The organism is Streptomyces griseorubiginosus (genome assembly GCF_017614965.1).
Lineage (GTDB): Bacteria > Actinomycetota > Actinomycetes > Streptomycetales > Streptomycetaceae > Streptomyces > Streptomyces griseorubiginosus_B.
The window spans coordinates 1-20,831 of sequence record NZ_WVUG01000147.1; the positions used below are offsets into that span (position 1 = coordinate 1).

Consider the following 20,831-nt stretch of genomic DNA (forward strand, 5'->3'; position numbering starts at 1 on the left):
CCCGCCCGGCGGGCAGCGGCCCCTACCTCGACCCCGCCGCCCGGCAGGCGGCCCCCGTGCTCGGTGCGGGTCGGCCACGGCGTCCGGCGGGGCTCGGCACCCAACCGCTCAGCGGGAGACTCGACTTGTCCGGCCCCCAGGGCGCCCAGCTGCGTACGGCGATCGCGTCGGTGCACCGCATCTGCCCGGAGTTCGCTCCGGTGCAGGTGCTGCGCCGCAGCGGACGGTCCGTGCTCCTGGTCGGCACGACCGGGCGCAGCACGGCCGTCGCCAAGTGTTTACTCGATCACTCCCCGGCGTGGTCCGAGCGGATCCGGCACGAGATAGCGGCCTACCGCTCGTTCGTCCGGCACCGCCCCCCGGTGCGGGTGCCGAGACTGATCGCGGCGGACCCGGACAACTGCACCCTGGTCATCGAGCGGATGCCGGGACGGGTGGCGGCGCTGCAGCGGCACCCTGCCGAGGCCCCGCCCCGGGCGGACATCAGGGCGGCCCTCGGCGCGATCTGCCGGCTCAACGCCTGGCGACCGCCGGCGGGCACCTTCGACGCCCCGCTCGACTACGCGGCCCGCATCTCCCGGTATCACGAGCTGGGGCTGCTCACCGACCGGGACATGGGCGATCTGCAGAAGCTGCTGCACGGCATCGCGGCGACCGCGGGCCGGCAGGGCATGGGCCAGTTCTGCCACGGCGACGCACTCCTGTCGAACATCCTGTTGTCCCCGGCCGGTCCAGTGCTGGTGGACTGGGAGCACGCGGGCTGGTACCTGCCGGGCTACGACCTGGCGGTGCTGTGGTCGGTCCTCGGGGACGCGCCGGTGGCACGCCGTCAGATCAGCCAGATCGCCCAGTCGGCGGGCCCCGCCTCACGGGACGCGTTCCTGGTGAACCTGATGCTCGTCCTGACGCGGGAGATCCGTACCTACGAGACGGCCGTGCAGCGTTCGATGCACGACGCGACCCCGGCGGCACCGGGAGTGGCCCACCCGGGTGCTGCGCCGTCCGGCGAGGAGCAACGGCTGCTGCTGCGGCGGCTGCACGACGACTGCCAGCTGGCCCGCAAGGCCGTGCGCGCGGCGGTCGGCACTCGCTGACGGGGACGGCGGTCCGCGGTGCGCCACCGACGGCGCACCGCGGATCTTCGTATGTCCGGGGCCGGTGCGGACACGGCCATTGGTGTGGGCCACTGACGCCCCGCAGGCCCGCACACCGCCCCCGCGAAACTCCGCCACCCTCGTGTTGACATGGGAAATCTCCCGCCTCTGGGCATGATTGACGGATCGTCGGCCAGCGGGTACCACTGACCCACCGCTCGGCTTTGCACGCCCCGTCAGGCTCGTCCGTCCCAGGAGGCTGCGTTGAGAGGATCCGTCACCGACCCCGCGTCCACCCCCGGCCACAGACGCGCCCGCACGGTCGCGGGCGCCCTCGCCTCGGCGGCCCTGCTGCTGCCGCTGCTCGGCGCGGCCCCGGCCGCCGGCACCCCCGCGTCGTCCGCGGGATCACTGCAGCGGGCGTTCGCCGCCGCGGCCGCCGAGTACCACGTCCCGCCGAGCGTGCTGCTCGGCGTCTCCTACCTCCAGTCCCGCTGGGACACGCACGACGGCGCGCCGAGCGTGAGCGGCGGTTACGGCCCGATGCACCTCACCGACGCGCACACCGCGCTCGCCGCCACCTCGCACCACAGCGAGGGCACCGAGGACGCCCGCGGCGACGGCGCCCGCCGCGCCCTGCACCCCACCGCCACCGTGCCGGCCGAGTCCCGGCTCCCCGCACGCCTCGAGACGCTGCCGAAGGCCGCCGCACTGACCGGCATCCCGGCAGAGCGGCTGCGTACCGACGAGGCGGCCAACGTCGCCGGCGGTGCCGCACTCCTCGCCGCCGCCCAGAAGGACCTCGGCGAGCCGCTGAGCGGCGACCCGGCGGACTGGTACGGAGCGGTAGCGCGCTTCTCCGGCGCGGACGACACCGCGACCGCGGCCGCCTATGCCAACGATGTCTTCGACGTGCTCCGCACCGGCGAGCAGCGCACCACGGACGCCGGTCAGCGGGTCGCTCTGACCGCCGAGCCCGGCCTCGCCCCCGACACCGCGCAGATCGGGAGGACGGGCCTGCGCGCCCTGTCCGGCGAAGGCACCGAGTGCCCGAAGTCGGTGTCCTGCGAGTGGATCCCGGCGCCGTACCAGCAGTTCGGCGACAACGACTACGGCAACCACGACCTGGGCGACCGCCCGGCCTCACAGAGCATCAAGTACATCGTCGTCCATGACACCGAGGGCGCCTGGGACGGTGTGCTGAACCTGGTCCAGGACCCGACCTATGTGTCGTGGAACTACACCATCCGCTCCACCGACGGTCTGATCGCCCAGCACGTGAAGGCCAAGGACGTGGCCTGGCACGCGGGCAACTGGTACATCAACGCCAAGTCGATCGGCATCGAGCACGAGGGCTTCCTGGCCGCGCCGGACGCCTGGTACACGGAGGCCATGTACCGCTCCTCGGCCAGGCTGGTGCGCTATCTGGCCGCGACGTACCGCATCCCGCTGGACCGGCAGCACATCCTCGGCCACGAGAACGTGCCCGGCCCGACCACGTCGACCATCCCCGGCATGCACACCGACCCCGGCCCCTACTGGGACTGGCGGCACTACTTCGAGCTGCTGGGTCACCCCTTCAAGCGGACCGCGGGCAAGAGCGGCGCGCTGGTGACGATCCTGCCCGACTACGCCACCAACCGGCCGGTGTACACCGGCTGTGGCACCTCGGGCCGGCCGTGCGCGGCGCACGGTTCCAGCGAGGTGCGGCTGTACTCCGACCACGACGAGAACTCCGCCCTGATCAAGGACGTCGGGCTGCACAAGGGCGCGGACTCCACGATCGACGTCAACGACGTGGGCTCACGGGTCTCCGCCGGCCAGCAGTACGCGGTCGCCGGGCACTACAAGGACTGGACGGCGATCTGGTACCTGGGTCAGAAGGCCTGGTTCAAGAACCCGAAGAAGCACCCGACGGCGGTGCCGGCATCGGGTCTCGTCGTCACGCCGAAGGCCGGTCTGGACAGCGTTCCGGTGTACGGACGCGCCTACCCGGAAGCCGCCGCGTACCCGGCGGGAGTGCCGGTCCAGGCGGTGTCCCCGCTGCCGTACACCCTGCCGAAGGGGCAGAAGTACGTCGTCGGGGAACTGGTGCCGGGTGAGTACTACTACGCGGTCACCTTCACCACCGACGCGCACCGGGTCGTCAGGGGCAAGGACCTGTACTACGAGATCCAGTACGGCCACCGGGTGGAGTTCGTCCGGGCGGCGGACGTGCGGCTGCTGCCCGCGGGCAGGTAGGCGAGCCGCGTCAGCCCTGCTGGAAAAGCTCCGCCGGGAGCGGCTTCAGCAGGGCGTACAGGTCGTCGGTGATGGGGCGGTCCCAGGCGGCGATGGTCACCAGGACGTTGTCACTGCGGTCGAACTGGACGCAGGAGATCCGGCTCTCCGACAGCTTCAGGCGGCGCACGATCAGCAGGTTGTCGCCCTGCATGACGGGCATGTCCTCGACGCCGACGACGGTGACCTCCTCCTCGTTCTCCAGCGCGAGCAGCAGCTGGGCCACCTCGAAGGGGATCTCGCCCTCGCCGACCTCGCGGGCCGGGGAGCCCTCGGGCAGGTTGCCGATGATCATCGCGGGGCCGCGGCCGCCGAAGAGGTCGTAGCGCAGGAAGACGCCCTGGCAGGTGCCGTCGGGGGCGGGCAGCAGACCGGCGCCGAGGTTGCCGGGCCAGTCGCCCGGGTCCATGGCCAGGACGTCGAAGTCGGGGCCGGCGGGGGTGGCGTTGCGGCGGCGGAGGAACGACATGCGCCCATGGTAATGGGACGAGGGGCCGTACCGCGGGCGCGGGTGCGTGCCGACCGTACCGCTCTCAGGTCGTCCTCAGCGCGGCCGGCAGTCCGGTGATCTCCGTGCCCATCTTCCGGCAGACCGCCGAGAGCAGGCGGACCGCCATCGGCTCGTCGATCTGCATCTCCCGCGCGATCTCCGCCTCGCTGAGTCCCTCGGCCACCAGGTTCGCGGCGGTGCGTTCGCGGGCCGTCAGGGTGTCCGTCTCCGTGCTGTGCAGGCGACGGGGACGCAGCCCGGCCGCGGTGAGTTCCTCGCGGGCCGACTCGACCAGTCCGTCGGCGCCGCACTGGACCGCCGCGTCGAGGCCCCGGTAGAGGTGTTCGGCGGCTTCGCGGGGGCGGCCGGTGCGGCGGAGTTCGGTGCCGAGGGCGACCAGGGCGCAGGCGAGTTCGTAGGCGGCCGGGGAGCGCTCCAGATGGGTGACGGACTCCTCCAGGTACTTGACGCGGGCCGATCCCGAGGAGACCTCCGCCGCGGTGCGCAGGGCCTGGCCCACGGCGGACGGGGTGCCGTACTGGCGGGCGCGGGCGAGCGCTTCGAGGGCGGTGGCTACGGCCCGCTCCGGGGTCTCATGGGCCTCCGCGCGCGCGAGGTGGAGCTGCCAGGGGCACCAGGCCGGGTTGCGCATGCCGCGCGGTTCCAGGCGGCGGCCCGCGGCGGCCAGTTCCTCCGCCGCCTCCTTGGTCAGGCCGCGGGCGAGCAGGAGCTCGCCGTGGACCGTCTGGGCGTCGGGGAAGACGACTGCGGCCGGGAAGGGCGCGCAGAAGGAGTAGTCCTCGCCGACGTGGGTGGCCTCGGTGAGCCGGCCGCGGGCGAGCAGGACCTCGATGAGGATGCCGACGGCGTACCAGTGGGCGGGCGTGCCGGGCCCGACGCGCTCGGCGAGGCGGAGGCCGGCGCGGACGAAGTCCTCCGCCTCCGCGAGCCGGCCGCGCCGGTAGCGGACGTAGGCGAGGAGGGTGTAGGCGAAGGAGAGGTGGGCGCCGCGCCAGCCCTGGCGTTCGAAGTCGGCGATGCCGGCCGCGAAGAGTTCCTCGGTGCGGCCGGGCCGGTCGGCGTACATGAAGGCGAGGGCGACCAGGACGGGGACCTCGAAGCCGCGGTCGGGCTCGGCCCAGCCGAGGCCGCCGTCGAGGGCGCGTTCGGCGTGCTGCAGGGCGATGTGGGCGGGCTCGCCGCGCAGCGTGGCGTCCCAGGCGCGCAGGCCGATGATGTACCGCTCGGTGAGATCGCGGCCCTTGAGGCGGTCGGCGAGCTTGGTGAGGCGGCGGGAGCGCGAGGGGTGGTCGGGTTCGTCGGCGCGGAAGGCGTCCCACATGAACTCCTCCGACACCATGCGCAGCTTGACCCGGGCGTCGTCGGTCACCCGGATCTCGCGGGCCAGGGTCTCGGAGGCCTCGGCGAGGCGGTCGCTGTGGGCGAGGACCTGGGAGAGCCGGTAGACGATGCGGTGGCGCAGGCCGGCGTCGGCGATGGGCTCCTCGAGGGCGGCGCGCAGATGGTTGACGGTGGTGGCGGGCTCCGTGAGCAGCGAGGCGGAGCCCAGTTCGTACAGGACGGCGGCGCGGTCCTCGGCGTTCGGGGGTTCGCGCAGGGCGCGGGCGAGGTAGCTGCGCGCGGCGTCGGGGGCGCCGGCGCGCAGGGTCTGCGCGGCGGCGGCGCGCAGCTGCTGCACGACCCAGGTGTCGCCCTCGGGGTGGGTCTCCAGAAGGTGCCGGGCGGCCGCGGCGGGGCCCAGTCCCGCGTCGATCACACACCACGCGGCCTGGCCGTGCAGGGCGACGCGGACTCCGGGCGGGATGGCCCGGTAGACGGCGGTGGCGATCAGCGGGTGGACGAACTCCAGGGTCTCGCCGCCGGTGAGGATGCGGGCGCCGCGCAGGGCGTCGGCGGCGTCGGCGGCCTCCTCGTGGCCGAGGCCGGCGACGGCGGCGGCGAGCAGCGGATGGATCTCGGTGCCGAGGACGGCGCAGGCCCACGCGAAGCGGACCGTCGAGGCGCCCAGACGTTCGAGGCGGGCGACGAGGCCGCTGCCCTTGACGGCGGCGGCGAGATCGCGCAGCAGATGGGCGCTGTTCTCGGTGGGGGTGAGACCGCGGTCGCGCACCTTGGCGATCAACTCGACCGTCTCGAAGGGACTTCCGGCGGTGACGGCCCAGCACTCGCGGCAGAACGCGTCGTCGGCGTGCGGCCCGAAGGTCTCGCGCACCAGGCGGGCGACCGCGGCGGCGCTGAGCGGCTCCAGGTCCAGGGGGCGTCCGCCCGCACGGCCGGGCAGTCCCCGTAACGGCTCGGCGTGGTCGGGGAGTTCGTCGGGCCGGTAGGCGACGACGACCAGCAGCGGCAGCTGTTCGGCGCGTGGGGCGAACGCGGCTAGCCAGCGCAGGGATTCGGGGTCGGCCCAGTGGGCGTCGTCCAGCACCAGCACCATCGGGGCGCGCAGCACGGCGAGATGGGTCAGCACCCAGTCCATGCCGTCGCGCAGGCCCTGCGGGTCGGGCGGGGCGGCGGCGGTCGGCGCGCACAGACCGAGTGCGGGGCCGACGATGTCGTACCAACTGCCCAGCGAGGCCCGCAGGTCGCTCTCGCCGGAGCCGGCGAACTCGGGCTGCAGCAGCTGGCGTGCCACGTGGAAGGCGACCCGCTGCTCCTGGTCGCCGCCGCGCGCGGAGAGCACGGTGCAGCCCCGCGCGGTGGCGCGCCGACGGATCTCGGCAAGGAGGGTGGTCTTGCCGATGCCGGCGCGTCCGGCGACGGCCAGCAGCGCGCCCCGGGGACGCTCGGCCGCTTCGGCGCCGTCCGTGCGCAGTCCGGCCAGCTCGTCCAACGCCTCGTCGACAGCGGCGAGTTCGCTCTCGCGCTCGAAGAGGGTGCGCTTGCTCCGTACGATGCGCTGCACCATGTGTACCCCCCGCCCCGGTGGTGCGCCCGCGCGGGGAGCGAGCGCGCACCGTGGCCTACAGGCTGCTCAGAGTACGCCTCACGGGGGCGCCGCGCCCCGGTCTGACCATTACTGCCGGACCCGGAACCACTTCCGTCGTACGGGAAGTATCTGACGGCTGGCGGACGTCACCGATCCGCAAGCCCCACAGGCGGCACCGAGCGACGGCCAGGCCGTTGGTGCGGCCGGATCAGAGGGTGAGCAGCTCCTCGTAGAACCCGCCGAACTCCCGCTCCCGGTCGACCAGATGGACCTCCAGGATCCAGTGACAGCGGCGCCCGGCCTTGTCGGTGCGCCGCAGCGGGGTGTCGTTGGCCGGGGTGATGTACGACTCGGTGTGCGCGCCCTCGATCGTCTCGTGGGGGAACTCCCCGACCAGGTGCCCGGCGTGCCAGCCGCCCAGCTCCCAGCCGGCGTCCTTCGCGAGCCGCTCGACCTCGGCGTACAGCCCGGCGCCGGTGATGTCCGGGTCGGCCGCGAAGAACCGCTTGCCGGCCTCGAAGATCTTCGCCAGGTCGTCGCGCAGCCGGTGCTTGACCGGGTCGTCGCCGAGGACGAAGGTCCGGCCGAAGTCGGCCTCGTACTCCTCGAAGATCGGGCCGAAGTCGGCGAACACGATGTCGTCCGCGCCGATCGTCCGGTCCGGCGGGTTCTCCCGGTACGGCATCAGGGTGTTCGGCCCGGAACGCACGATCCGCTTGTGCCAGTGCCGGGTCGTGCCGAACAGGTCGTTCGCCAGATCCCGGATCCGGTCGCTGACCGCCCGCTCCCCCGCGCCGGGCGCCACGAGCCCCAGCGCCCCGATCTCCGCGAACAGCCGCTCGGCCTTCGCCTGGGCGTCCAGCAGCCTCGTCGCGCGCGTGATCTCGTCATCCGCCATGCGGCCGACCGTAATCACCGCGCTCGTGTACGGCAACGCGATTCCGGGGCCCCGGGTCCGCCGCGTGCCCCCCAGGCTGATCCGCAGCGAGGGCGGGGTCACGGGTGTCACATCCACATGGGATAGCCGCCGTCCACGCGGATCGCGTCGATGCCGCTGATGTGCCGGGCGCCGCAGCGGTCCTGCGGCAGGACGAGTTGGGGGCCCGTGCGGTCGAGCGGGGTGCTGTCGATGGTCACCGCGAGCAGGACGGGTGCGCGGCCGAAGTCCGGGTCGATCTCCGCCCAGGACAGCAGGGCGTGGTGGCCGTCCGTACCGGACACGGCGATCAGGAAGCGCAGGCGGTCCTTGCGGCGGGCGGGGTCGAAGACGGGCCCGGCCGCCGCCAGTACGTCGTGCAGCAGCGGCCCGGTGAAGCGGTGGTACTGGACGCCGCTGGTGGCGCACTCGAAGCTCACCTCGGCCGTGTGCTGCGGCCAGGCCAGCAGGTCGGGCACCGTGAGCCGGGCGGGACGGGTCAGGTCGCCGGTGAGGACGAGTTCCGCGACCGGTGCGGCGGCTGTGAAGGACTGGCTCACGGGCTACCACCTCCCGGATGACCGTACCCGGACGCACTCCCCGTACAAACGCACATGCCAACCTGGTAGATCACAATTCCGGCTCATGCGGTGCGACTAGAGACTTTCCCCTCGCATCTGCGGCAAAATCCTCTGTGTATGCACACGACTCACCGCCGACCGGGACGAGATTGGCCACCGGATCATCCCCGGGCCCGCTCTCGCGGCCTACGCCCGGCGGTTGCACGGCACGGAACGGGAGACCACCGGCTCCTCGGCCCGCAACCGCTTCTCCGGGCTCGTCACGGACGTGATCCTCGGGGACGTGTCGGCGCAGCAGCTGACGCTGGAGCCGGGTGTTCCGGCGGTGGCCGTGATCAAGTCGACCGACGTGGTCGTCGAGAGGCCGTGACTGGTCCGCCCGGACCAGACGTGATGTCGTGTCCGTGAGGACCAGAGGGAGTGGACCCGTGATGACCCGTACCGCGCGCCGGAACCGCAGGACCCTGCAGGTGGCCGGCGTGGGCGCCGCCGCGCTGCTGGCCCTGAGCGCCTGCTCGTCGTCCGACTCGGACTCCTCCTCGGGGAAGTCGGACTCCTCGGCGTCCGCCTCCGGCTCCGCCTCGACGAAGACCTCCGGCACGGTGACCGTCTTCGCTGCCGCCTCGCTCCAGGAGAGCTTCACGGCCCTGGGCAAGGAGTTCGAGAAGGAGCACCCTGGCACCAAGGTCAATTTCAGCTTCGGCGGCAGCGACACCCTCGCCGCGCAGATCACCGGCGGCGCGCCCGCCGACGTGTTCGCCGCGGCGAGCCCCAAGACGATGAAGATCGTGACGGCCAAGGGAGACGCGGTCGGCACCCCCGCCACCTTCGTACGCAACCAGCTGGAGATCGCCACCCTGCCGGGCAACCCCGACAAGATCTCCTCCCTGAAGGACCTCACCAAGTCCTCGCTGAAGGTGGTGCTGTGCGACAAGACGGTGCCGTGCGGCGCCGCCGCCCAGAAGGCGCTGACAGCGAGCAAGCTCAAGCTCACCCCGGTCTCCTACGAGCAGGACGTCAAGTCCGCCCTCAACAAGGTGGTGCTGAAGGAGGCCGACGCTGCCGTCGTCTACAAGACGGACGTGAAGGCGGCCGGCAGCAAGGTGCAGGGCGTGGAGTTCCCCGAGTCGGCGAACGCCATCAACGACTACCCGATCACCCTGGTCAAGAACGCCCCCAACGCCGTGGCGGCCAAGGCCTTCATCGCGCTCGTGCAGTCCGCGGAGGGCCAGAAGGTCCTGACCGAGGCCGGGTTCCTCAAGCCGTGACCAAGGTGGACGCCTCCGACGCCGCGCCCGACACCCTGGTGGCCGGGGCGCGGCGGCGGCACGCGCGGTGGTGGGGCCGCGGGGTGCCGCTGCCGCTGCTGGTGCCCGCGCTGATCGGCCTGGCGTTTCTGCTCGTACCGCTCGTCGCGCTGCTGGTGCGGACCGAATGGCACGACCTGCCGGACCAGTTGAGCAGTCCCGCCGTGTGGCAGGCGCTCAGGCTGTCCCTGCTGTGCGCCACCGCCGCGACCGCGGTGAGCCTGGTGCTCGGCGTCCCGCTGGCCTGGCTGCTGGCCCGCGTGGAGTTCCCCGGCCGTGGCCTGGTCCGGGCCCTGGTCACCCTGCCGCTGGTGCTGCCGCCGGTGGTCGGCGGTGTGGCGCTGCTGATGGCGCTGGGCCGCAACGGGGTCGTCGGGCGGTTGCTGGACTCCTGGTTCGGCGTCACCCTGCCGTTCACCACGGCGGGCGTGGTGGTGGCCGAGGCGTTCGTCGCGATGCCGTTCCTCGTCATCAGCGTCGAGGGCACGCTCCGGGCCGCCGACCCGCGCTACGAGGAGGCCGCGACCACCCTGGGCGCCTCCCGCTTCACCGCGTTCCGCCGGGTCACGCTGCCGCTGATCGCGCCGGGCATCGGGGCCGGCGCGGTCCTCGCCTGGGCCCGCGCGCTCGGCGAGTTCGGCGCGACCATCACCTTCGCCGGGAACTTCCCCGGCCGTACCCAGACCATGCCGCTGGCCGTCTACCTCGCCCTGCAGAACGATCCCGAGGCGGCCATCGCCCTCAGTCTGGTGCTGCTCGCGGTGTCCATCGCGGTACTGGCCGGGCTGCGCGACCATTGGATGAGCGCCGGATGACCGGGACCCACGACGTGCGCGCCGACACCGCGCTGGACGGGCTGGACGCCCGCCTGATCGTCGAGCGGGGCGCCTTCCGCCTGGACGTGGCCCTGAGCGTCGCGCCCGGCGAGGTGGTCGCGTTGCTCGGTCCGAACGGGGCGGGCAAGACCACCGCGCTGCGCGCCCTCGCCGGTCTGACCCCGCTGACGGGCGGGCATCTGCGGCTGGACGGCGAGGAGCTGGACCGTACGCCGCCGGAGTCCCGCCCGGTCGGCGTGGTCTTCCAGGACTATCTGCTCTTCCCCCACCTCACGGCCCTGGACAACGTGGCCTTCGGCCCGCGCTGCCAGGGTGCCGGCAAGGCGGAGGCGCGGGCGCGGGCCGCCGAGTGGCTCGAGCGCATGGGCCTGGCGGACCACGCGGCCGTGAAACCGCGCCGGCTCTCCGGCGGCCAGGCCCAGCGCGTGGCCCTCGCCCGGGCCCTGGCCACGCGTCCGCGCCTGCTGCTCCTGGACGAGCCCCTCGCCGCCCTGGACGCCCGCACCCGTCTCGACGTACGGGCACAACTCCGCCGTCATCTCGCCGAGTTCGAGGCGGTCGCCGTGCTCGTCACGCACGATCCGCTGGACGCCATGGTCCTGGCCGACCGTCTGGTCGTCGTCGAAGACGGCTCGGTGGTCCAGGAGGGCACCCCGTCCGGTATCGCCCGGCACCCGCGCACGGAGTACGTCGCGCAGCTCGTCGGCCTGAACCTCTACCGCGGGCAGGCCGGCGGTCACACCGTCCGCCTCGACACCGGTCCCGCCATCACCACCACCGAGGACCTCACCGGCCCGGTGTTCGTGGCCTTCCCGCCGAGCGCCGTCACGCTCTACCGGGACCGCCCCACCGGTTCCAGCGCCCGTAACCTCTGGCGCTGCGAGGTCGCCGGACTGGAGACGCACGGCGACCAGATCCGCGCCGACCTCACCGGCGAACTCCCGCTGGCCGCCGACCTCACCACGGTCGCCGCCGCCGAACTCGACCTGCACCAGGGCGCGTCGGTGTGGGCGACGGTGAAGGCGACACAGACACACGCCTATCCGGTCTGAGCACACCGCTCCCAGCCCCGTCATGTAGCGTGCTCGATCTGCATACCGCCCGGCTCGGTCCCGCCCAGGTCCAGGCGGAAAGGGGGACAGGCGTTACCCACTCGGCGCCGGCGGGCCTCAGCTCCCCGCGGTCGCCCGTACCGTGCGGGGTGAGGCGCCCAGTTCCCTGTGGCAGGTCTTGTTGAAGGCCTGCAGGTCGGGGATGCCGACCGTGGCCGCGATCGCGGGGATCGCGAGGGTCGAGGCGATCAGCAGGTGCCGGGCGCGCTCCATGCGTCGGCGCCGGATGTAGGCGACGACCGTGTACCCGGTGCCGTCACGGAACAGCCGGGTCAGATGGGTGTGCGAGACGCCGGCGGCCCGGGCGATGTCCGGGATGGTCAGGGGGCCGGCCAGCTGCTCCTCGATGTACGCCATGGCGGTGCGCAGCGCGGGGTGCCGGACGCCTGGGCGGTGCTCGGCCGCGTCGGCCAGGGCCGTCGTACGCCACAGCACCGTCCACAGTTCCGCCGAGGCCCGCGCCGGGGACTGGGTGCCGGCGGCGACCGTCTGCCGCAGCAGCCCGCTGAGCACGGCCGCCTCCGCGCCCGCGTCCTGCATCGCCGGAACCCGGCGCCGTTCGCCCTCGCCGGGGAGACGAAAGTGTGCGTAGAGGTGTTCGCAGCGGGGCGCGTCGTAGTGGAAGTGGACCTCCGTGTCTGGCGGTACGAGGCTGATGTGGCCGGGGCGGATGGGGTGCCGGGTGCCGCCGAACTCCAGGACGCCCGAGTAGCCGTACAGATGCAGCTGCCACAGGCGTGGGAGGCGGAAGACCTCGTGTGGGCCGGCCGATCCGTGGACGCCGACGCCCGCGTTGACGACCTGCGGCGGCAGGTCGAGGGCCAGGTCCACGTGCTGAGGCATGGTGGAAATTTACCAGTGCTCGCCGAATACAGCCCACGACGGACCGCCCAGGGCTTTCTACGGTTGCCGTATGCCAACCACACGACAGCTGCTGAACTCCGTCCAGGTGGCGCGGTTCGTGGCCCACGGTTTCCTGCGTCTGGACGCGGTCGTGCCCCCGGAGATGAACGAGGAGGCGCTCGGCGTCTTCGACACCGGGCTCGACCCGGTGCCGTACGGCTCCGAGGTGCCGAAGGCGTTCCCCGAGGGCTCCTTCGCCCGCCGGCTCGTCGAACTGCCCGTCGTCGCGGGCGCGTTGGAGAGCCTCGTGGGGCCGGATCCGACCGTCGACCACCACTTCGTGCACACCCGCGAGCCGCACCAGGGCAGCGCCCAGCCGCTGCACGCGGACGCCCTGATCGACCTGCGCCTCGACGCGTTCGACGTGCAGCTCATGTACTACCCGCAGGAGGTCACCGCGGACATGGGCGGCACGCTCATCGTCCCGGGCAGCCATCTGCGGCGCACCAACGAGAGCGACACCGGCCGCTACCAGAACCTCCTCGGCCAGACCCGCCTGACCTGCCCGGCCGGCACGGTCGCCCTGCTCCACCACGGCATCTGGCACGGCGGTCGGCGCAACGACAGCGACACCGTCCGCCACATGTACAAGATCCGCTTCAACCCGACCGTGCCGCAGGTGCGGCTGTGGGACACGGCCGACCTGGATGCCCCGGCCGTCAGCGAGGAGCTGCGGCGGGTCTTTCCCTGGTACGAGACCGCCACCGGCCGACTGGAGATCCACAACCGGGTCCGGCTGTGGCGCTCCCTGACCGGCGACGCCGGCTTCGACATCGACCACTGGGCCACCCGGATCTCCAACCGGCCCGCCTCGCGAAGGAGCACGGTGTGACCACCCGACAGCAGGTCCTCGTCCTGTACCTGGGCACCTCCGCCCTCGACTCCGACGTCGTCGGCTGGGCCCGCTACGACGGCACGGGCGGCAGCCGGCCCACGACCGGCGACAGCGACGAGCCGCCGTACAAGACGGGCGTGGCCGCCCTGGAGGACGGCTGGCGGCTGTTCCAGGCGGCCCAGCTCGTCCCGCCCTACCCGGGGGCGGAGCACGAGACGTCGTTCCTCAAGCACGAGTTCTTCTTCGAGAAGCTCGTCGAGGTGTGACCACCGGGGAAGGTGTCGAGATGTGACCACCGGGAGGGTGTCACTCCTCCGCCGGCGTCGGCGGCACCACCGCGACCGGGCTGACCGCGTGCAGCAGGACCGCGTGGGTGACCGAGCCCAGCATGCGGGCCGGGGCCAGCAGACGCCGGCGGTGGCGGCCGACCACGACCAGGTCGGCGTCGCGGGAGGCGGCGACCAGCAGACCCGCCGCGTCGCCCGGCATGGCGTACGCCTCGGCGCGGACGTCGGGGCGGTTCTTGCGGTGGGGGGCGAGGAAGCCCTCGGCGAGGGTCCAGGTGTCGCGCTCGACGGCCTCCTGGTCGACCATCAGCGGCATGAGCTCCGAGGGGGCCGCCCAGGACTGCACCGGCCAGGCGTAGGCGGCGATCACCTGCAGGCGGGCGCCGCGCAGCGCGGCCTCGGTGAAGGCGAAGTCCAGGGTGGCCTCGTCGGGGCTGTCGACCTGCAGCCCGACGACGACACGGGGGCCCGGCTCGGCGGGCGCTTCGCCGTGCACCTCGCGGCCGGGCCGCGGGATCACCACCACGGGGCACTCGGCGTCCCGTGCGGCGGCCATGCCGTTGGAGCCGAGCAGCAGACTGGCGAAGCCGCCGCGCCCCCGGGAACCGAGCACCAACAGCTGTGCGCTGGACCCCATTTCGGGCAGCAGAGCGGTGGGTGCGCCCTCCAGACCCACGTACTCGATGTCCGGCCGGTCCGGCATCCCCGCGACATACGCGTGGACCTGGTCCAGCACCGAATCGGCATCCGGGTCCGGCGGCCCCGCGACCAGGACGTCGGGCTGTGCCCAGGCGGCATACTGCCGCACATGGACCACCCGCAGCGGCGCCCCGCGTCTGCGGGAGGTGTCGAGGGCCCAGTCCAGGGCGCGCAGACTGTCGTCCGAACCGTCGACCGCCGCGATGACCGGCAGGGTGCTCATGGGTTCCTCACCTCCGGAGTACGACCGTCCCCCGGGGCCAGCCTCGCTCAGGCGGCGGTCCCGGGGACGTGCTCACGGTCGCGTGTCCGGAAAAACCGGCGAAACGCACCTCCGACGGTTCACCCGGACCGGCCCCCGCCGTTCGGGGTGGCGCGGTTCGGGTTTCGGCGGTTCGGGTTCCCGTGGTTCAGGTGAGGTCGAACTCGCCCTCCCTGGCACCCGACACGAACGCACCCCACTCCGCCGGAGTGAAGATCAGGGAAGGGCTCTCCGGGCGGCCGCTGTTGCGCATCGCGATGAATCCCTCGACAAAGGCGATCTGGACATCCCCCAGACCACGGCTGCTCGAGTGCCAGTCGGCGTTGCTGAGGTCCAGCTCCGGCTTGTCCCAGCCCGCGAACGGGTGCTGCTGGATGGTGCTCTCGGCCACGTCCGTGCTCCTCCCGATTTCGTCGTCCGCGGTCAGCCTAGCGATCGCGTCCGACCGCCGACAGGCCACGTGAGGAGGACCTTTCGGGAACCTTTCAGGACTCGGGGGGTTCTGAGCCCACCAGCCACATCGAGAAGAACTGCGATCCGCCGCCGTAGGCGTGCCCGAGCACCCGCCGGGCCCCGTCCACCTGGTGTTCTCCGGCCTGCCCGCGCGCCTGGAGCGCCGCCTCGGCGAAGCGGATCATGCCCGACGCCCCGATCGGATTGGTCGACAGGACCCCGCCCGACATGTTGACCGGGAGATCGCCGTCCAGCTCGGTGACCCCGGACTCGGTGAGCTTCCACCCCTCGCCCTCGTCGGCGAAGCCGAGGTTCTCCAGCCACATCGGCTCGTACCAGGAGAACGGCACGTACATCTCGACGGCGTCGATGTCCCGGCGCGGGTCGGCGATGCCGGCCTGCCGGTAGACGTCGGCGGCGCAGTCCTTGCCGGCCTGGGGCGAGACGAAGTCCTTGCCGGCGAAGAGGGTCGGTTCGCTGCGCATGGCACCGCCCAGCATCCAGGCGGGCGGCCGGGGCGCCCGCGCGGCCCCCGCCCGGTCGGTCAGTACCATCGCGCAGGCGCCGTCGGAGGACGGACAGGTCTCCGAGTACCGGATCGGGTCCCACAGCATGGGTGAGGCCTGGACCTTCTCCAGGGTGATGTCGTGCTCGTGCAGATGGGCGTAGGGGTTCTTCAGCGCGTTGCGCCGGTCCTTGTACGCCACCAGGGAGCCGACCGTGTCGGGGGCGCCGCTGCGTCGCATGTAGGCGCGCACGTGCGGGGCGAAGAAGCCGCCCGCGCCGGCCAGCAGCGGCTGCTGGAAGGGGATGGGCAGGGACAGGCCCCACATGGCGTTCGACTCGGACTGCTTCTCGAAGGCCAGGGTCAGCACCGTGCCGTGGACGCGGGCCGCGACCAGGTTGGCGGCGACGAGGGCCGTCGATCCGCCGACGCTGCCCGCGGTGTGCACCCGCAGCATCGGCTTGCCGACCGCGCCGAGGGCGTCGGCGAGGTACAGCTCGGGCATCATGACGCCCTCGAAGAAGTCGGGCGCCTTGCCGATGACGACGGCGTCGACGTCGGCCCAGGTCAGCTCGGCGTCCTCGAGTGCCCGCCCGGCGGCCTCGCGGACGAGGCCCGCGATCGACACGTCCCGGCGCGCCGCCACGTGCTTGGTCTGGCCGATCCCTACGACGGCCACGGGCTCCTTGCTCATCGCGGATCCCCTTCGAGTACGGCGACCAGGTTCTGTTGCAGACAGGGGCCGGAGGTGGCGTGGGCCAGTGCCCGGTCGGACTCGCCCCGGTGGATGCCGGCCGCCGCCTCACCGATGCGGATCAGTCCGGCGGCCATCATCGGGTTGGCGGCGAGGGCTCCCCCGGACGGGTTGACGCGCACGCTGTCGTCCAGCCGCAGGGCCTTGCGCAGCACGACCTCCTGCGAGGTGAACGGCGCGTGCAACTCGGCGGTGTCGACGGGCCGTTCGAAGGCGCCCGCCTTCTCGGCGGCCAGCCGCGTGGACGGCGAGTCGGTCAGGTCGCGCACGCCCAGGCTGTGCGCCTCGATGCGGTGGTCGATGCCCCGGATCCACGCGGGGCGCTCGCACAGTTCCCGGGCCCGCTCCCCCGCCGCGAGGACGACAGCGGCGGCGCCGTCGCCGATCGGCGGGCAGTCGCCGGTGCGCAGGGGTCGTACCAGATACTCGCCCTGCGGCAGCGAACCCCTCAGCTGAGCATGGGAGTTGGCGGTGGCGTCCGCTCGGCTGCGGGCGGCGACGGCAGCGAGGGCGGGCTCGTCGGTGTCGCCCGCGTCGATGAGGGCCTGCGCCTGCAGGGCGGCCAGGGCGACCGAGTCCGGCCACAGGGGCGCCACGTAGTACGGGTCCAGCTGCCGGGTCAGGACGTCACGGACGGAGCCGGGCGAGGACTTGCCGTACGAGTAGACGAGCGCGGTGTCCGCGTCGCCCGTCAGCAGCTTGGTCCACGCCTCGTACAGCGCCCAGGCACCGTCCATCTCGACATGCGACTCGGAGATCGGCGGCCAGGCGCCGACCCCGTCGAGGGCGAGCGTGAAGGAGAAGGCGCGGCCCGCGAGGTAGTCGCTGGAGCCGGAGCAGGTGAAGCCGATGTCGGCGGTCTTCAGGCCGGTCCGGTCCAGCACCTCGTGCAGCACGGGCATGAGCATCTCCACCTCGGAGAGCTCGTCGGTGGTGCGCCGGTGGTCGGTCTGGGCGAAGGCGACGACCGCGATGTCCCGGGTCACAGCAGCTCCTTGTAGGTGTCGTACTCCGCGTCGGGCTCGCCGGTGGGCCGGTAGTGGTCGGGGTAGCGGGCGCCCTCCGTCCACACCGGCTCGACGCGCAGTCCCATGCGCACCTGGTCGTAGGGGATGCCGCCGATCCGGCCGTGCAGGGCGAGGTCGGCGCCGTCGAGGGCGATGTGGGCGTAGACGTAGGGCACTTCGATGTCGAGGTTCTTCGCCTTGATGTTGACGATGCAGAAGGTGGTGACCGTGCCGCGCGGGCCCACTTCGACGTGTTCGGCCGTGGCGACGCCGCAGGTGGGACAGGCGCCCCTCGGCGGCACGTACACCTTGCGGCAGGAGGGGCAGCGCTCGCCGACCGTGCGCCGCTCGGAGAGGGCGTGGATGTAGTCGGACTGCGCGCGTCCCGGGGAGTAGGTGTAGTCGAGACGGGCGAAGGCGACGATGCCGCTGATCGCGTCGGCGAACTCGCCGCTGTGACCGGTCGGCCCGGCCGGCTCGCCGTCGTACGGCTCGAAGCAGGCGATGTCGGTGATGGCACCGGAGCGCTCCTCGGCCCAGCGGACGCGGACGCGCATCCCCGTGTGCACGGCGTCGGGGCCGGGGGCGTCGAGGGCGTGCAGGAGAGCGGTGTCGGCGCCGTCGAGGCGGACCAGGACCCAGGCGAAGGGCGTGTCGAGGGGCTGACCGCGACGGGGTTCGTGGTTCCAGGCCCAGGTGGTGACGGTGCCGGTGGGGGCGACCTCGACGAGATCGCGGATCTCCTCTGCGGTGACGGGGTCGTACTCGACGGGCGGGACGAGGGTGCGGCCGTCCTTCGCCTTCACGCCGAGGACGACGCGCTCGCGCAGACCGGTCAGGAAGGCGCTCTGCACCGGGCCGAGGGAGCGGGTGAAGGGGAATTCGACGGCGAGGGGGGCTTTGAGGACTTCGGGCATGCCCGGTCTCCTTCGGTGGGGGTCAGGCGCGTTTGTAGACGGGCTGCCGTTTCTCCGCGAAGGCTCGGGCGCCTTCCTTCGCGTCGGCCGTGTCGAAGATCGGCCAGCCGCGCTTGAGTTCGGAGGCGAGGCCGTCGGTCTCCGTCATCTCGGCCGTCTCGTAGACGGAGGCCTTGATCGCCTCGACCGCCAACGGCCCGCACGCGTTGACCTGTTCGGCGATCTCCAGTGCCCTGTCGAGTGCGGTGCCGTCCGGGACGACGTGCCCGATCAGTCCGATGTCGGCGGCCTCGCGGGCGGTGTAGGGGCGGCCGGTGAGCAGCATCTCCAGGGCGTGGGTGCGCGGGATCTGCCGTTGCAGCCGGACGGTCGACCCGCCGATCGGGAACAGACCGCGTTTGACCTCGTAGAGCCCGAAGGTCGCCGACTCGCCCGCGACCCGGATGTCGGTGCCCTGGAGGATCTCCGTGCCGCCCGCCACGCAGTACCCCTCGACGGCGGCGATCACCGGTTTGCGGGGGCGGTGATGGCGCAGCAGTGCCTTCCAGTGCAGGTCCGGGTCGGCCTTGAGGCGGTCCCGGTAGTGCTCGCCGTCCGTGCCGCGGCCCGCGAGGGCCTTGAGGTCCATGCCGGCGCAGAACGAGCCGCCGGCGCCGGTGAGCACGATCGAGCGCACCGCTTCGTCCTCGTCGGCCTCCACCCAGCCGTCGTACAGCCCGACCAGCATCGGCAGCGAGAGCGCGTTCTTGGCTTCGGGCCTGTTGAGCGTGAGCACCAGTGTGGCGCCTTCGCGCCGCACGGTGAGGTGTTCCGTCCCACCCATGGCCAACTCCCCTCTCCTGGAACGAGAACAGGTTGCAGTAGCCGGGGAGGCACTTCAAGAGTTTTCTGACAGTCAGTCAGATTTCTTCGCGCGAACCCTTCACAGTTGCCGCGCCCTTTGCTCTGATGACCGGCGAACCGACGGATGCGCCTTTCTTGGTCATGGCTGCCGGGGTCAGGAGGAGCGGTGGAGTACAACCTTGCGGACCTGTTCGAGTCGGTCGTCGACGTGGTGCCGGACCGCGAAGCCCTGGTGTACATCGACCACCCCGGCACGGGCGCGGAGCGCCGGCTGACGTACGCGGAGCTGGACGCGGCGGCGAACAGGATCGGCCACCATCTGATCGACGCGGGGATCCGGCCGGGCGAGCATCTCGGCCTGCACCTCTACAACGGGGTCGAGTACCTGCAGACGGTGCTCGGCTGCCTCAAGGCACGGGTCGTACCGGTCAACGTCAACTACCGGTACGTCGAAGAGGAGTTGGTGTACCTCTACCGGGACGCCGACCTCGTCGCCCTCGTCTTCGACGCGGAGTTCGGCGACCGGGTGGCGGCCGCGCTGCCGCAGTGCCCGAAGCTGCGGCATCTCGTCCGGGTGGGGGAAACGGCCGACATGGCCTCCGTGCTGTCCTTCTCCGAGGCCGAGGCGGGCAGTTCGGCCGAGCGCGGGTTCCCCGCGCGGTCGGGGGACGACCAGTTCATCATCTACACCGGCGGCACGACCGGAATGCCCAAGGGTGTGATGTGGCGTCAGGAGGACCTGTTCTTCTCGGGGCTGGGCGGGGGCGCGCCGACCGGTGAGCCGGTCAAGAAACCGGAGGAGCTGGCCGAGCGGGTGGCTGCCGGGGGCAGCGGGATCACCTTCTTCCCCACTCCCCCGCTGATGCACGGCACCTCCACCCTCACCTCCTTCATCGGCTTCAACTTCGGCCAACGGGTCGTGATCCACCGCAAGTTCGTGCCCGAAGAGGTGCTGCGGACCGTGGAGAAGGAGAAGGTCACCAGCATGTCCCTGGTCGGCGACGCGATGCTGCGGCCGCTGATCGACGCGCTGAAGGGGCCGATGAAGGGCACGGACTGCTCCTCGGTGTTCAGCGTCTCCTCCTCCGGCGCGGTGATGTCGGAGACGGTGCGCCGGCAGTTCCAGGAACTGCTCCCGGGCGCCATGCTGCTCAACAACTACGGCTCCTCCGAGTCCGGCTTCAACGGCACGGCGACGGCGGACTCCGGGGCCGGACAGAGCTTCCGCATCCGCGTCAACGCCCGTACGCAGGTGGTCGATCCGGCCACGCACGAGGCGGTAGCGGTGGGTGAGGTGGGCCGGGTCGCCCAGTGCGGCCATGTGCCGCTCGGCTACTACAACGACCCGCGGAAAACCGCCGAGACCTTCTTCGAGAAGGACGGCCGGCGCTGGGTGCTGCTCGGCGACATGGCCACGGTGGACGAGGAGGGCGTGGTCACCGTCCTGGGCCGTGGCTCGCAGTGCATCAACACCGGCGGCGAGAAGGTGTACCCGGAGGAGGTCGAGCAGGCGCTGAAGTCCCACCCGGACGTGTACGACGCGCTGGTGGCCGGGGTGCCGGACGCGCAGTGGGGCAACCATGTGGCGGCGGTGGTCCAACTTCGCGAGGGCGCGTCGCGGCCTTCCCTGGAGGACATCCAGTCGCACTGCCGAACCCATCTCGCCGGCTACAAGATCCCCCGCCAGCTGGTGATCGCCGAGACGATACGGCGCTCGCCGAGCGGCAAGGCGGACTACCGGTGGGCCAAGGAAGTGGCGGTGGCGGCGGATCGGTAAGGGGTGCGGGGCAGCGGGAGGCGAGG

19 protein-coding genes and 1 pseudogene are annotated in these 20,831 nt (G+C 72.2%); 9 read left to right on the forward strand and 11 right to left on the reverse strand.

Translation table 11 applies throughout. The features are described from left to right. A partial coding sequence (locus GRC12_RS25340; RefSeq protein WP_208781658.1) for an aminoglycoside phosphotransferase family protein occupies window positions 1–1,094 on the forward strand: 1,094 nt, incomplete at its 5' end. Between the two features lie 264 nt (window positions 1,095–1,358). Next, window positions 1,359–3,335: an N-acetylmuramoyl-L-alanine amidase gene (locus tag GRC12_RS25345; RefSeq protein WP_208781659.1), complete on the forward strand. Its 1,977-nt coding sequence runs from the start codon at window positions 1,359–1,361 to the stop codon at window positions 3,333–3,335. A 10-nt stretch (window positions 3,336–3,345) separates the two neighbouring features. Here the strand turns inward: GRC12_RS25345 and GRC12_RS25350 are convergent, their stop codons facing one another. The 4 genes from GRC12_RS25350 to GRC12_RS25365 form a co-directional block, all read right to left on the reverse strand. After that, window positions 3,346–3,843: a hypothetical protein gene (locus tag GRC12_RS25350; RefSeq protein ID WP_208781660.1), complete on the reverse strand. Its 498-nt coding sequence runs from the start codon at window positions 3,841–3,843 to the stop codon at window positions 3,346–3,348. 64 nt (window positions 3,844–3,907) lie between these two features. Next, on the reverse strand, window positions 3,908–6,790 hold the full coding sequence (locus tag GRC12_RS25355; protein WP_208781661.1) for an ATP-binding protein: 2,883 nt from the start codon (window positions 6,788–6,790) through the stop codon (window positions 3,908–3,910). A gap of 229 nt (window positions 6,791–7,019) precedes the next feature. Further along, window positions 7,020–7,709, reverse strand: a complete 690-nt coding sequence (locus tag GRC12_RS25360) for a M24 family metallopeptidase (protein ID WP_208781662.1) — start codon at window positions 7,707–7,709, stop codon at window positions 7,020–7,022. 107 nt (window positions 7,710–7,816) lie between these two features. Then, window positions 7,817–8,287, reverse strand: coding sequence for a molybdopterin-dependent oxidoreductase (locus GRC12_RS25365; RefSeq protein WP_208781663.1), 471 nt, complete (start codon window positions 8,285–8,287; stop codon window positions 7,817–7,819). A 145-nt stretch (window positions 8,288–8,432) separates the two neighbouring features. On the opposite strand from GRC12_RS25365, the pseudogene GRC12_RS25370 reads away from it, so the two are divergent. From GRC12_RS25370 to GRC12_RS25385, 4 genes and pseudogenes are all read left to right on the forward strand, one after another. Beyond that, window positions 8,433–8,678: pseudogene (locus tag GRC12_RS25370) on the forward strand (MerR family transcriptional regulator); the annotation flags it as partial. Between the two features lie 61 nt (window positions 8,679–8,739). Then, window positions 8,740–9,576: a molybdate ABC transporter substrate-binding protein gene (gene modA / locus GRC12_RS25375; protein WP_208781664.1), complete on the forward strand. Its 837-nt coding sequence runs from the start codon at window positions 8,740–8,742 to the stop codon at window positions 9,574–9,576. Beyond that, on the forward strand, window positions 9,573–10,430 hold the full coding sequence (gene modB / locus GRC12_RS25380; RefSeq protein WP_208781665.1) for a molybdate ABC transporter permease subunit: 858 nt from the start codon (window positions 9,573–9,575) through the stop codon (window positions 10,428–10,430). The genes modA and modB overlap by 4 nt, the downstream gene beginning before the upstream one ends. Further along, on the forward strand, window positions 10,427–11,503 hold the full coding sequence (locus tag GRC12_RS25385; protein WP_208781666.1) for an ABC transporter ATP-binding protein: 1,077 nt from the start codon (window positions 10,427–10,429) through the stop codon (window positions 11,501–11,503). Before modB ends, GRC12_RS25385 begins: the two co-directional genes overlap by 4 nt. A gap of 117 nt (window positions 11,504–11,620) precedes the next feature. Here the strand turns inward: GRC12_RS25385 and GRC12_RS25390 are convergent, their stop codons facing one another. Continuing rightward, window positions 11,621–12,406: an AraC family transcriptional regulator gene (locus GRC12_RS25390; protein WP_208781667.1), complete on the reverse strand. Its 786-nt coding sequence runs from the start codon at window positions 12,404–12,406 to the stop codon at window positions 11,621–11,623. A 70-nt stretch (window positions 12,407–12,476) separates the two neighbouring features. On the opposite strand from GRC12_RS25390, the gene GRC12_RS25395 reads away from it, so the two are divergent. Then, window positions 12,477–13,298 carry a phytanoyl-CoA dioxygenase family protein gene (locus GRC12_RS25395; protein ID WP_208781668.1) on the forward strand — a complete coding sequence of 274 codons (822 nt, stop codon included), beginning with the start codon at window positions 12,477–12,479 and terminating at the stop codon, window positions 13,296–13,298. Then, window positions 13,295–13,567 (forward strand): hypothetical protein, encoded by a 273-nt coding sequence (locus GRC12_RS25400; protein ID WP_133048455.1) that lies wholly within the window; start codon window positions 13,295–13,297, stop codon window positions 13,565–13,567. The genes GRC12_RS25395 and GRC12_RS25400 overlap by 4 nt, the downstream gene beginning before the upstream one ends. Window positions 13,568–13,607: 40 nt before the next feature. Here the strand turns inward: GRC12_RS25400 and GRC12_RS25405 are convergent, their stop codons facing one another. The 6 genes from GRC12_RS25405 to GRC12_RS25430 form a co-directional block, all read right to left on the reverse strand. Then, complete coding sequence (locus GRC12_RS25405; RefSeq protein WP_208781669.1) at window positions 13,608–14,510, reverse strand: universal stress protein; 903 nt, start codon at window positions 14,508–14,510, stop codon at window positions 13,608–13,610. 187 nt (window positions 14,511–14,697) lie between these two features. Beyond that, window positions 14,698–14,940, reverse strand: coding sequence for a DUF397 domain-containing protein (locus GRC12_RS25410; RefSeq protein ID WP_133048453.1), 243 nt, complete (start codon window positions 14,938–14,940; stop codon window positions 14,698–14,700). Between the two features lie 94 nt (window positions 14,941–15,034). Next, window positions 15,035–16,201 carry a thiolase domain-containing protein gene (locus tag GRC12_RS25415; protein ID WP_208781670.1) on the reverse strand — a complete coding sequence of 389 codons (1,167 nt, stop codon included), beginning with the start codon at window positions 16,199–16,201 and terminating at the stop codon, window positions 15,035–15,037. Beyond that, window positions 16,198–17,247, reverse strand: coding sequence for a thiolase domain-containing protein (locus GRC12_RS25420; protein WP_208781671.1), 1,050 nt, complete (start codon window positions 17,245–17,247; stop codon window positions 16,198–16,200). The genes GRC12_RS25415 and GRC12_RS25420 overlap by 4 nt, the downstream gene beginning before the upstream one ends. After that, window positions 17,244–18,185, reverse strand: coding sequence for a Zn-ribbon domain-containing OB-fold protein (locus GRC12_RS25425; RefSeq protein WP_208781672.1), 942 nt, complete (start codon window positions 18,183–18,185; stop codon window positions 17,244–17,246). Before GRC12_RS25425 ends, GRC12_RS25420 begins: the two co-directional genes overlap by 4 nt. 22 nt (window positions 18,186–18,207) lie before the next feature. Then, window positions 18,208–19,008, reverse strand: coding sequence for a crotonase/enoyl-CoA hydratase family protein (locus GRC12_RS25430; RefSeq protein ID WP_208781673.1), 801 nt, complete (start codon window positions 19,006–19,008; stop codon window positions 18,208–18,210). A gap of 186 nt (window positions 19,009–19,194) precedes the next feature. Here GRC12_RS25430 and GRC12_RS25435 point away from each other — a divergent pair, with 186 nt between their 5' ends. Next, entirely contained in the window at window positions 19,195–20,805 is a 1,611-nt protein-coding gene (locus GRC12_RS25435) for an acyl-CoA synthetase (protein ID WP_208781674.1), read from the forward strand. Window positions 20,806–20,831 lie beyond the last annotated feature (26 nt).

Excerpts from the sequence above, each read along its gene's own strand:
- GRC12_RS25360 (WP_208781662.1), bottom strand. The coding sequence starts at position 7,709 with ATGGCGGATGACGAGATCACGCGCGCGACGAGGCTGCTGGACGCCCAG.
- GRC12_RS25390 (WP_208781667.1), bottom strand. The coding sequence starts at position 12,406 with ATGCCTCAGCACGTGGACCTGGCCCTCGACCTGCCGCCGCAGGTCGTC.
- GRC12_RS25425 (WP_208781672.1), bottom strand. The coding sequence starts at position 18,185 with ATGCCCGAAGTCCTCAAAGCCCCCCTCGCCGTCGAATTCCCCTTCACC.
- GRC12_RS25430 (WP_208781673.1), bottom strand. The coding sequence starts at position 19,008 with ATGGGTGGGACGGAACACCTCACCGTGCGGCGCGAAGGCGCCACACTG.
- GRC12_RS25355 (WP_208781661.1), bottom strand. The coding sequence starts at position 6,790 with ATGGTGCAGCGCATCGTACGGAGCAAGCGCACCCTCTTCGAGCGCGAG.
- GRC12_RS25385 (WP_208781666.1), top strand. The coding sequence starts at position 10,427 with ATGACCGGGACCCACGACGTGCGCGCCGACACCGCGCTGGACGGGCTG.
- GRC12_RS25350 (WP_208781660.1), bottom strand. The coding sequence starts at position 3,843 with ATGTCGTTCCTCCGCCGCCGCAACGCCACCCCCGCCGGCCCCGACTTC.
- GRC12_RS25405 (WP_208781669.1), bottom strand. The coding sequence starts at position 14,510 with ATGAGCACCCTGCCGGTCATCGCGGCGGTCGACGGTTCGGACGACAGT.
- GRC12_RS25415 (WP_208781670.1), bottom strand. The coding sequence starts at position 16,201 with ATGAGCAAGGAGCCCGTGGCCGTCGTAGGGATCGGCCAGACCAAGCAC.
- GRC12_RS25395 (WP_208781668.1), top strand. The coding sequence starts at position 12,477 with ATGCCAACCACACGACAGCTGCTGAACTCCGTCCAGGTGGCGCGGTTC.
- modA (WP_208781664.1), top strand. The coding sequence starts at position 8,740 with ATGACCCGTACCGCGCGCCGGAACCGCAGGACCCTGCAGGTGGCCGGC.